Annotated in this window: 5 protein-coding genes; 3 read left to right on the top strand and 2 right to left on the bottom strand. The window is 63.7% G+C overall.

All coding sequences use genetic code 11. The features are described from left to right. Nucleotides 1-648, bottom strand: a complete 648-nt coding sequence (locus tag B0D71_RS14925) for a LexA family protein (RefSeq protein WP_103395444.1) — start codon at nt 646-648, stop codon at nt 1-3. A gap of 129 nt (nt 649-777) precedes the next feature. On the opposite strand from B0D71_RS14925, the gene B0D71_RS14920 reads away from it, so the two are divergent. After that, nucleotides 778-1,119: a DUF6124 family protein gene (locus tag B0D71_RS14920; RefSeq protein WP_103395443.1), complete on the top strand. Its 342-nt coding sequence runs from the start codon at nt 778-780 to the stop codon at nt 1,117-1,119. A gap of 419 nt (nt 1,120-1,538) precedes the next feature. Here B0D71_RS14920 and B0D71_RS14915 read toward each other — a convergent pair whose 3' ends face one another. Next, the gene (locus tag B0D71_RS14915; protein WP_103395442.1) at nt 1,539-2,141 is read right to left on the bottom strand and encodes a class I SAM-dependent methyltransferase; all 603 of its coding nucleotides are present in this window, start codon (nt 2,139-2,141) and stop codon (nt 1,539-1,541) included. Between the two features lie 398 nt (nt 2,142-2,539). Here B0D71_RS14915 and B0D71_RS31570 point away from each other — a divergent pair, with 398 nt between their 5' ends. Together B0D71_RS31570 and B0D71_RS14905 are read left to right on the top strand one after the other, a co-directional pair. Then, nucleotides 2,540-9,889: a beta strand repeat-containing protein gene (locus tag B0D71_RS31570; RefSeq protein ID WP_205886003.1), complete on the top strand. Its 7,350-nt coding sequence runs from the start codon at nt 2,540-2,542 to the stop codon at nt 9,887-9,889. A gap of 82 nt (nt 9,890-9,971) precedes the next feature. Next, nucleotides 9,972-11,807: an O-linked N-acetylglucosamine transferase, SPINDLY family protein gene (locus B0D71_RS14905; protein ID WP_103395748.1), complete on the top strand. Its 1,836-nt coding sequence runs from the start codon at nt 9,972-9,974 to the stop codon at nt 11,805-11,807. Nucleotides 11,808-11,847 lie beyond the last annotated feature (40 nt).

The following is an 11,847-nucleotide window of genomic DNA, read 5'->3' as shown; positions in this document are numbered from 1 at the left end:
TCAGAACCTGGCTGTTGCCTGAACCACTACGCCGATGATTCGACATTCGTCGGCGTACAAGGCTTTCGGATACGTCGGATTGAGCGGGACCAGATAACGCTGCCCGCCCTCTTCGATCAACTTGCGAAAAGTCGCTTCGGCGCTGTCCGGCCACTGGGCAATGACCAGTTTGCCGGGCACCGCTTCCACCTCCGGGTCCACCAGGATCAGCATGCCTTCCGCAATGCTGATGCCATTGGGTGCGGTCATCGCATCGCCCGCCACTTTCAACCAGAATGCCCGCCCCCGGGCGTGGTAATCGGACACCTCATAGAGCTCTTTTGCGTACACCGCGACCTCACCGTCGCGCACTTCGGCAGGTTCGCGCCAGTCACTGATCGGGTAGCGAAAGTACGGGTTGTACTTCTGTGCCAGGGGAATTTCATCATCCGTTGACGCCTGCGGTTCCCGGATCACCAGCGCCACTTCGAGAAATTCAAGACCCAGCGCCCGCAGCACACGGTTCATGTCTTCGATGCCGGGTTCACGACGTTTGTTGAGCCAGTGGCCAATGCCGCCCTGGGACATCCCGAGGCGCTCGGCGAGTATCTCTTGAGTGATTTTGAGTTCACTCATCTTGGCCTTGACCAATTCAATCCATTTATCCATGTGCGGCACGATACGTGGGCGACTCCGGCCATCAAAACACATATTGTAGTATTTAATTTATCGTCACAAATACAGTTCGTATTAAGATCGATTCACGGATCTGAATCTAACACGGAGCTTGCCATCGCCATGAACCCACCTGCCAATGACCTGCCGGACTTCCAAATCGAAACTACCCTCACCTCCTCCCTGGACTCTGCGGCGGCACAACGCGCGCTGGACTACTACTTGAAACCTGCTGTTTCGGAGGAGGTGGCCGAGCCGCGTTTTTTTGATGTGAACCGCAGTATCAGCGGCGAAGAGGCGCTGGTCCATGCTTTGGACCTGTTGCGCTGTGCCGCTGCCACCGCGTACGAGTCAGCCAATCACCTGCACGGCGCAAACCGCGACCTGGCGTTTTCGACGGTGCACATGATCGACATGGCCAAAGCGATGGTCGATCGATCGCTGGAGAAGTATGAAAACGGTTGAGGTGAGTAGGCAAATCGAGAGGACAGGAAAGAATTTTCCTATCGAGCAGGTAAAAATATTTGACTTGCAAACGAGAATGATTATTATTGCAGTAACTGGTCGCGAGATCAGTCGATGGACCAGGTGACCTTAGGTCGGTCTCCTGGACTATCTCCTCATCAGGCTAATCACGGTTTTTGACCCGGCTTTTTGCCGGGTCTTTTTTTGTCCGCCGTATTTCGAATTTTTCCATAAGGCATCAATTGCACGGCGCTTTCCACTTTGCGTCTTTGTGCAAACGCTCACCCTGGTTATGACCTAACTCAATGAGTTCATTGGGAAACACAGTGATGAGGCAAGCCATCCCGATGCGGCCCGTCCCGCAATATCTGCCTTAGCGAAGGCGGGCCCTGCGTGTCGGACCCGCGGTTCAGCATGGATCAAGAAGGAAAATGCTGGTTGGCGATCGCCACCACTTCCTGCTCGGAGATCGGCGCAAGTGCCGCTACCGCCCACAGGTCATAGGCCGGATGGGCACGCTGGATCGGCAGCACCATGTCGAAGCCGGCCGCTTGCAGGGAGCCGGTCAGGACCTTCTTGGTGAAACCGCAACGGTGCGCCATGAACACGTTGCCGTTGGCCATGGCCGGGCGATGGCCGTAGAGGATGTCGATAGGCGCGATCGGGCCCGCCGGTGAAAGGTAGGCCTCGTCGGTCAGCTTGTCTTCGGCCACCAGGGCGCACACCGATTGCAAGTCCGGGCAAGTGATGATCACGAAGCCGCCAGGCTTGAGGACGCGCTTGAACTCCGCCAGGGCTACCGGCACTTCATGAGGATAGAGATGCTCGATGTTGTGGCTGGAGAACAGCGCATCCACTGAAGCGTCCTTGACCTGGGACATGTCGGTCATGGTGCCGACAATGTCCGGGTTGACACTCTCATCGATATCGAAGCGCAGCTCCTGCCACTGCTCCGAGGCGAAGCCCTTGGTCGTGCTGTTCTTGCTCTTTGGACCGCAACCTACATGGAGGAAGGTTTTCACAATCAGTTACTCGATCAAGGCCCTTGCCGGATGGCAAAAGGGGAAATGGGGGCATGTTCCGCTGGCCAATGCCTGCCAACGGACGCCCGCGCACACTAGGGGAAGTGCTGGGCAAGGGTCAAGGTCATGACAGCACAACGGCGTGCCGTTTGGTCAGCGCGCAAAGAATGGCGTCAACCATGAATGATGGCCATATGACATCTAATCATTACAGTCTGAGCCTATAACACAAAGATTTTTTATAACTAAAAACTTACAAAAGGCAAAAAGCCATCAAAAAAATTCTTAATGTTTTGACTGAATGTGTCGCTAATGACACGAGGGCTACCAAATTTTCGCCCAAGGCTACGGCGACAACGCTGGCAGCGCCGTAAATGACCCCTAAACAGGATGCGTTCATGAGCTTTATTTCTTCGTTGACCCCAGCGCAAGTCGCTGCCCTGAGTACAACCACCATTGCTGGGCTTGCGACCCAGGATATTGCTGCCTTGAGCACCGCTCAGATCGCCCAGATGACCGCTGCGCAGATCGCGGTCATCACCACGCCGAACATTGCCACGCTCTCGACCGCGCAGGTACCGGCACTGACGACCGCGCAGGTCGTAGCCCTGACCACCGCTCAGGTCACCGCACTGAAAACCACGCAGATCGCCGCGCTGACGACAACGCAAGTCGCCGCCTTCGAAGCGACGGATATCGCTGTGCTGCCGGTCGCCTCGCTCGCCAGCCTGACCACGGCCCAGACCGCCGCACTGACCACCGCACAGGTAGTCGCCCTGACCACTGCCCAGGTCGCCGCGCTGAAAACCACGCAAGTCGCAGCGCTGACCACCACACAAGTGGCGGCCTTGGAAACTGCCGATGTCGGCGCGCTGACGTCTGCCCAACTGGTAGCGTTGACCACTGCCCAGGTCGCAGCACTGACCACTGCACAAGTGGCGGCACTGAAACCGACCCAGATCAGTGTCATGGAAACCGCCGACGTGGCCGCCTTGACCACGGCTCAGGTGGTGGCCCTGACCACTGCCCAGGTCGCCGCGCTGAAAACCACCCAGCTCGCTGCCCTGACCACCGCCCAGGTGGCGGCCATCGAAACCGCTGACATCGCTGCCTTGCCAGCGGCCAGCATCGCCGCCCTGACCACCGCGCAGACCGCTGCCCTCACCACCGCTCAGGTCGTGGCCTTGACCACCGCCCAGGTCGCCGCGCTGAAACCGGCCCAGGTGGCAGCGTTGACCACCACGCAAGTGGCGGCCATGCAGGCCGTCGATGTCGCCGCGCTGACCACCGCCGGCGTCGTGGCCCTGACCACCGCTCAGGTCGCGGCACTGACCACCGCACAGGTGGCGGCACTGAAACCGACCCAGATCAGTGCCATGGAAACCGCCGACGTGGCCGCCTTGACCACCGCTCAGGTGGTAGCTCTGACCACCGCCCAGGTGGCGGCACTGACCACCGCGCAAGTGGCTGCTTTGACCACCGCGCAAGTGGCGGCCATCGAAACCGCTGACATCGCTGCCTTGCCAGTGGCCAGCGTCGCCGCGCTGACCACCGCGCAGGCCGCGGCCCTGACCACCGCCCAGGTCGTGGCCTTGACCACCGCCCAGGTGGCCGCGCTGAAACCGGCCCAAGTGGCTGCACTGACCACCACGCAAGTAGCGGCCATGCAGGCCGTCGATGTCGCCGCGCTGACCACCGCCAGCGTCGTCGCCCTGACCACCGCTCAAGTCGCGGCGCTGACCACCGCCCAGGTCGCGGCGCTGACCCCGGCTCAGATCGCGGCTATGGAAACCGCTGACGTGGCGGCGCTCACTACTGCTCAGGTCGTGGCGTTGACCACCGCTCAAGTGGCCGCTTTGACCACCGCGCAAGTAGCGGCCCTGACCACCACGCAAGTGGCGGCCATCGAAACCGCTGACATCGCTGCATTGACCACTGCGGGTGTCGTCGCCTTGAGCACTGCCCAAGTCGCGGCCCTGACCACCGCCCAGGTGGCGGCACTGAAACCGACCCAGATCAGCGCCCTGCAGACCGTCGATGTCGCGGCACTGACCACGGCTCAGGTCGTGGCCCTGACCACTGCCCAGGTGGCCGCATTGACCACCGCGCAAGTGGCTGCTTTGACCACCACGCAAGTGGCGGCCATGGAAACTGCCGATGTCGGCGCCCTGACTTCCGCTCAACTGGTAGCCTTGACCACCGCCCAGGTCGCAGCACTGACCACGGCACAAGTGGCGGCTCTGAAACCGACCCAGATCAGCGCCCTGCAGACTGTCGATGTCGCCGCGCTGACCACCGCCCAGGTGGTGGCCTTGACCACTGCCCAAGTGGCGGCACTGACCACCGCGCAAGTGGCTGCTTTGACCACCGCGCAAGTGGCGGCCATCGAAACCGCTGACATCGCTGCCTTGCCAGCAACCAGCGTCGCCGCCCTGACCACCGCGCAGACCGCTGCCCTGACCACCGCCCAGGTCGTGGCCTTGACCACCGCCCAAGTGGCGGCGCTGAAGGTGACCCAGATCGCAGCCCTGACCACCACGCAAGTGGCGGCCATGGAAACCGCCGATGTCGGCGCGCTGACGTCTGCCCAACTGGTAGCCTTGACCACTGCCCAGGTCGCGGCACTGACCACAGCACAAGTGGCGGCACTGAAACCGACCCAGATCAGTGCCATGGAAACCGCCGACGTAGCTGCCTTGACCACCGCTCAAGTCGTGGCCCTGAGCACCGCCCAGGTCGCGGCACTGACCACCGCCCAAGTGGCTGCTTTGACCACCACGCAAGTGGCGGCCATCGAAACCGCTGACATCGCCGCCTTGCCAGCAACCAGCGTCGCCGCGCTGACCGCCGCGCAGACCGCTGCCTTGACCACCGCCCAGGTTGTGGCCCTGACCACCGCCCAGGTGGCCGCGCTGAAACCGGCCCAAGTGGCTGCACTGACCACCACGCAAGTGGCGGCCATGGAAACCGCCGATGTCGGCGCGCTGACGTCTGCCCAAATGGTAGCGTTGACCACTGCCCAGGTCGCGGCACTGACCACGGCACAAGTGGCGGCACTGAAACCGACCCAGATCAGTGCCATGGAAACTGCCGATGTCGCGGCGTTGACCACCGCTCAGGTGGTGGCGTTGACCACCGCCCAGGTGGCGGCACTGACCACCGCGCAAGTGGCGGCACTGACCACGGCACAAGTGGCAGCCATCGAAACCGCTGACATCGCTGCATTGCCAGCGGCCAGCGTCGCCGCGCTGACCACCGCGCAGACCGCGGCCCTGACCACCGCCCAGGTCGTGGCCCTCACCACCGCCCAAGTGGCCGCACTGAAACCGGCCCAAGTGGCTGCACTGACCACCACGCAAGTGGCGGCCATGCAGGCCGTCGATGTCGCCGCGTTGACCACCGCCGGCGTCGTGGCCCTGACCACCGCTCAGGTAGCGGCGCTGACCACCGCCCAGGTCGCGGCGCTGACCCCGGCTCAGATCGCGGCTATGGAAACCGCTGACCTGGCGGCACTCACTACCGCTCAGGTAGTGGCGTTGACCACCGCTCAAGTGGCCGCTCTGACCACCGCGCAAGTAGCGGCCCTGACCACCACGCAAGTGGCGGCCATCGAAACCGCTGACATCGCTGCATTGACCACGGCGGGTGTCGTCGCCTTGACCACCGCCCAAGTCGCAGCCCTGACCACGGCACAAGTGGCGGCTCTGAAACCGACCCAGATCAGCGCCCTGCAGACTGTCGATGTCGCCGCGCTGACCACCGCCCAGGTGGTGGCCTTGACCACTGCCCAGGTGGCTGCACTGACCACCGCGCAATTGGCTGCTTTGACCACCGCGCAAGTGGCGGCCATCGAAACCGCTGACATCGCTGCCTTGCCAGTGGCCAGCGTCGCCGCCCTGACCACCGCGCAAACCGCTGCCCTGACCACCGCCCAGGTCGTGGCCTTGACCACCGCCCAAGTGGCGGCGCTGAAGGTGACCCAGATCGCAGCCCTGACCACCACGCAAGTGGCGGCCATGGAAACCGCTGATGTCGGCGCGCTGACGTCTACCCAATTGGTAGCCTTGACCACCGCTCAGGTCGCGGCACTGACCACGGCACAAGTGGCGGCACTGAAACCGACCCAGATCAGTGCCATGGAAACCGCCGACGTGGCCGCCTTGACCACCGCTCAAGTCGTGGCCCTGAGCACCGCCCAAGTGGCGGCACTGACCACCGCGCAAGTGGCTGCCTTGACCACCACGCAAGTGGCGGCCATCGAAACGGCTGACATCGCCGCCTTGCCAGCGGCCAGCGTCGCCGCGCTGACCACCGCGCAGACCGCGGCCCTGACCACCGCTCAGGTCGTGGCCTTGACCACCGCCCAGGTGGCCGCACTGAAACCGGCCCAAGTGGCTGCACTGACCACCACGCAAGTGGCGGCCATGCAGGCCGTCGATGTCGCCGCGTTGACCACCGCCGGCGTCGTGGCCCTGACCACCGCTCAGGTAGCGGCGCTGACCACCGCCCAGATCGCGGCGCTGACCCCGGCTCAGATCGCGGCTCTGGAAACCGCTGACGTGGCGGCGCTCACTACCGCTCAGGTAGTGGCGTTGACCACCGCCCAGGTGGCCGCTCTGACCACCGCGCAAGTGGCGGCCCTGACCACCACGCAAGTGGCGGCCATCGAAACCGCTGACATCGCTGCATTGACCACGGCGGGTGTCGTCGCCTTGACCACCGCCCAAGTCGCAGCCCTGACCACCGCCCAGGTGGCGGCACTGAAACCGACCCAGATCAGTGCCCTGCAGACTGTCGATGTGGCGGCGCTGACCACCGCTCAGGTCGTGGCCCTGACCACAGCCCAGGTGGCGGCACTGACCACCGCGCAATTGGCTGCTTTGACCACCGCGCAAGTGGCGGCCATCGAAACCGCTGACATCGCTGCCTTGCCAGCAACCAGCGTCGCCGCACTGACCACCGCGCAGACCGCTGCCCTGACCACCGCACAGGTGGTGGCCCTGACCACCGCCCAAGTGGCGGCGTTGAAGGTGACCCAGATCGCAGCCCTGACCACCACGCAAGTGGCGGCCATGGAAACCGCCGATGTCGGCGCGCTGACGTCTGCCCAACTGGTAGCCTTGACCACCGCCCAGGTCGCGGCACTGACCACAGCACAAGTGGCGGCACTGAAACCGACCCAGATCAGCGCCATGGAAACCGCCGACGTGGCCGCCTTGACCACGGCTCAAGTCGTGGCCCTGAGCACCGCCCAGGTGGCGGCACTGACCACCGCGCAAGTGGCTGCTTTGACCACCACGCAAGTGGCGGCCATCGAAACCGCTGACATCGCTGCCTTGCCAGCAACCAGCGTCGCTGCGCTGACCACCGCGCAGACCGCTGCCCTGACCACCGCCCAGGTCGTGGCCCTGACCACCGCCCAGGTGGCCGCGCTGAAACCGGCACAAGTGGCTGCCCTGACCACCACGCAAGTGGCGGCCATGGAAACCGCCGATGTCGGCGCGCTGACGTCTGCCCAACTGGTAGCGTTGACCACTGCCCAGGTCGCAGCACTGACCACGGCACAAGTGGCGGCACTGAAACCGATCCAGATCAGTGCCATGGAAACCGCCGATGTCGCGGCGCTGACCACCGCCCAGGTGGTGGCCCTGACCACTGCCCAGGTGGCTGCACTGACCACCGCGCAAGTGGCGGCTTTGACCACCGCGCAAGTGGCGGCCATCGAAACCGCTGACATCGCTGCCTTGCCAGTGACCAGCGTCGCCGCGCTGACCACCGCCCAGGCCGCTGCCCTGACCACCGCCCAGGTCGTGGCCTTGACCACCGCCCAGGTGGCTGCGCTGAAACCGGCCCAAGTGGCTGCACTGACCACCACGCAAGTGGCGGCCATGCAGGCCGTCGATGTCGCCGCGCTGACCACCGCCAGCGTCGCCGCCCTGACCACCGCTCAGGTCGCAGCGCTGACCACCGCCCAGGTGGCGGAACTGAAGCCGACCCAGATCAGTGCCATGGAAACCGCCGATGTCGCGGCGCTGACCACCGCTCAGGTAGTGGCGTTGACCACCGCCCAGGTGGCCGCTCTGACCACCGCGCAAGTAGCGGCCCTGACCACCACGCAAGTGGCGGCCATGGAAACTGCCGATGTCAGCGCGCTGACTTCCGCTCAACTGGTAGCCTTGACCACCGCCCAGGTCGCGGCACTGACCACGGCACAAGTGACGGCACTGAAACCGACCCAGATCAGCGCCATGGAAACTGCTGATGTCGCGGCGCTGACCACCGCCCAGGTCGTGGCCCTGTCCACTGCTCAGGTGGCGGCCTTGACCACCGCCCAAGCGGCTGCTTTGACCACCACGCAAGTGGCGGCCCTTGAAACCGCGGACATCGCCGCGCTGACAGTGACCAACACTGCAAGCCTGACCGCCGCGCAGACCGCTGCCCTGACCACCGCACAGGTGGTTGCCCTGACCACCGCCCAAGTGGCGGCGCTGAAGGTGACCCAGATCGCAGCCCTGACCACCACGCAAGTGGCGGCCATGGAAACCGCCGATATCGGCGCGCTGACGTCTGCCCAACTGGTAGCGTTGACCACTGCCCAGGTCGCAGCCCTGACCACGGCGCAGATCGCGGCCTTCAAGCCGACCCAGATCAGCGCCCTGGAAACTGCCGATGTAGCGGCCCTGACCACCGCGCAGATCGTGGCGATCGAAACCACCGACATGGCGGCGTTGACCACGGCGCAAGTCGCGGCCCTGACCACGGCGCAAGCCGCCGTCCTGACCACGGCGCAACTGTCGCACCTGTCGATGACCCAGGTTGATTCGTTCACCACGGCGCAACTGCAGGCGATGACCGCCACCCAGATCGACGCACTGGCCCTGTCCACGCCGCTGGTCCTGGACCTCAACGGCGATGGCGTGCAGACCACCCACCTGAGCAACGGCGTGAAGTTCGACCTCAATGCCGACGGTCATAAGGAAGCCACTGGCTGGACCGCTGGCGGTGACGGCCTGCTGGCGCTCGATCTCAATGGCGATGGCCAGGTCAACGATGGCTCCGAGCTGTTCGGTTCCTCGTTCCGTCTACCGGACGGTTCGTTGGCCAAGGACGGCTTCGAGGCACTCGTCAGCCTGGACAGCAACCATGACGGCGCGGTCAACGCGGGGGACCAGCTGTTCGCGGCGCTGCAAGTCTGGGTCGATGCCAATAACGATGGCGTGAGTGACAAGGGCGAGATGCACACCCTCAAGGAGCTGGGCATCACCCAGTTCAACCTGGATGTGGCCAAGATCGCCGAGCTCAACCATGGCAACCTGATCGGCCTCGACAGCAGCTACGAAACCAGCGATGGCCAGAGCCATACGATCGCCGACGTTTGGTTCCGCACCGACGCCAATGGCAATCAGTCCCTGGACCTGACCAAGCTGGATTCGTCGACAGTCGATGCCCACTCCCTGGGTGCCATCGATCTGTCGACCGATGGCGGCAAGGCCAGCGTACTGACCGTCGATGCCGAGACAGTCGCCAAGCTCGGCCAGGCTGGCCAGGTGGATGTGGGCAGCGGTGCCGCGGCACCGGTGCAGATGATCATCGACGGTGACCATAACGACACGGTCAACATCACGGGCGACGGTGGCCAGTGGCAGGCTGCCGGGACCACCACGGTCGATGGCACCAGCTACAACGTGTTCAACGACGGCGACGTCCAGTTGTTGGTCGCAACCGATGTGCAGACTTGGATTCACTGAGTTTCAGTGGTAAACCTTGACTGATCCGATACCGGGCTCGAAAGAGCTCGGTATTTTTTTATTGGAAGAGATTTTCGCGCAAATGCTTAGACAGAATCTTGAGAGCCCGAACCTCGATATCGTGCTGGCCGCAGCCCTGCAGTTGGCCGAGGGTATCGCTCTAGAACCGATGAAGTTGCTCGAAACCGCAGACCGGCTCAATGGCGCGCAGCGCATCGCCGATGTCGCTGCGCTCTACCAGCGCTGGCTGCAGCACTGCCATTCGTCGGTCAATTACATTATCCAGTTCAACCTGGGGACCACGCTGTCGCAACTGGGGCAGATCGAGGCCGCAGAGGCAGCCTATCGCGCCGCCATTGCCCAGAACCCGGAATTCGCCCAGGCGTGGTTCAACCTGGGGACGCTGCTGGAGCGTCAGAACAAACCGCAGGAGGCGCTGGCCATCTGGCAGTCGATGCTCGATGACCGCCTGGTCGACGCCACGCAAAGCCGCGAGCTGTACCTGATGACCTGCAACAACCTGGGCCGCCTGTTCGAGGAAACCAGGCAGTTGCACAAATCCGAAGCCATCCTGCGCACCAGCCTGGAAGCCGACCCGCATCAACCCAAGGTGATTCAGCACTGGGTGCACTTGCGCCAGAAACAATGCGTCTGGCCGGTCTATGAGCCGCCGGCAGGCTTGACCCGTGGCGACCTGCTCAAGGCGTCCTCGCCCTTGGCACTGCTCGCCGGCAGCGATGACCCCGGCCTGCAACTGGCCGCCGCGGTGCACTTCGTCAAGGAGCGAGTCAATGTACGGGTACCCGCCCTGGCTTCGGCCCAGGGCTATGGGCACCAGAAGTTGCGCATCGGCTTCCTGTCTTCGGATTTTTGCCTGCATGCGGTGTCGTTGCTGACGGTGGAGCTGTTCGAGCTGATCGATCGACAGCGCTTTGAGGTGTACGGTTTTTGCTGGACCCGCGAAGACGGTTCGGCCCTGCGCGAACGGGTCAGGCAGGCAATGGATCACTTCGTGCGCATCGACGCCATGGATGATGCCGCGGCCGCGCAATGCATCCGCGACCATGAGATCGACATCCTCATCGACCTGCATGGGCTGACGTCCGGAGCCCGTCCGGACATTCCGGCTTACCGCCCGGCTGCGGTGCAGATGACCTACCTGGGTTTTCCCGGGTCGACCGGGCTGCCAGGCATCGATTATGTGATCGCCGATCGCTACCTGATCCCCGACAGCGAGAAGGCGTACTACAGCGAAACACCGCTGTACCTGGCGCAGATTTACCAGTGCAGCGACCGCCAGCGACCCGTGGCGGCGTTGCCGACCCGCGCCGAGTGCGGCTTGCCGCAAGACCGATTCGTGTTTTGCTCGTTCAACAACAACTACAAGTTCAACGAAGAAGTATTCGACTGCTGGATGCGTATCCTGCACCGCGCCCCCAACAGTGTGTTGTGGCTGCTGGCCGACAACCCCTGGGCCCAGGAAAACCTCTGCGCCAGGGCCGAGGCACATGGCGTGAACCCCGCACGTCTGCTGTTCGCCCCGCGGGTCGCACCGGCGCAATACCTGGCCCGCTACAGTGCCGCGGACCTGTTCCTCGATGCGTATCCGTTCAACGCCGGGACCACGGCCAACGATGCCTTGTGGATGGGCCTGCCGGTGTTGACCCGCTCGGGACGCACTTTTGCCTCGCGCATGGCCGGCAGCCTGCTGACTGCGCTGGACCTTCCAGAGTTGATCACCACCACGCTGGCGGAGTACGAAGAGCGTGCCGTCGAATTGGCGACCCAGGCGGATCTGTTGCCCGGCTTGCGTAAGCGTCTGCACCAGGGCCGTGAGCACTCGGCGCTGTTCGACACACCACGCTTCGTCAGGGATTTCGAGGACGCGATCAGCAGTGTGGCGCCTGGCCGGGTGTAGGAGCGAGCTTGCTCGCGATGGACTTGAGAGCGCCACGTTT

Origin of the sequence: Pseudomonas laurylsulfativorans, assembly GCF_002906155.1 — a bacterium.
In the GTDB taxonomy this organism is placed as follows: domain Bacteria; phylum Pseudomonadota; class Gammaproteobacteria; order Pseudomonadales; family Pseudomonadaceae; genus Aquipseudomonas; species Aquipseudomonas laurylsulfativorans.
The sequence above is the reverse complement of the archived record's forward strand: the minus strand, read 5'-3'. Positions and strand labels throughout refer to the sequence as shown.

Coding starts and splice junctions, on each gene's coding strand:
- B0D71_RS14925 (WP_103395444.1), bottom strand. CDS start 648: ATGGATAAATGGATTGAATTGGTCAAGGCCAAGATGAGTGAACTCAAA.
- B0D71_RS14920 (WP_103395443.1), top strand. CDS start 778: ATGAACCCACCTGCCAATGACCTGCCGGACTTCCAAATCGAAACTACC.
- B0D71_RS31570 (WP_205886003.1), top strand. CDS start 2,540: ATGAGCTTTATTTCTTCGTTGACCCCAGCGCAAGTCGCTGCCCTGAGT.
- B0D71_RS14905 (WP_103395748.1), top strand. CDS start 9,972: ATGCTTAGACAGAATCTTGAGAGCCCGAACCTCGATATCGTGCTGGCC.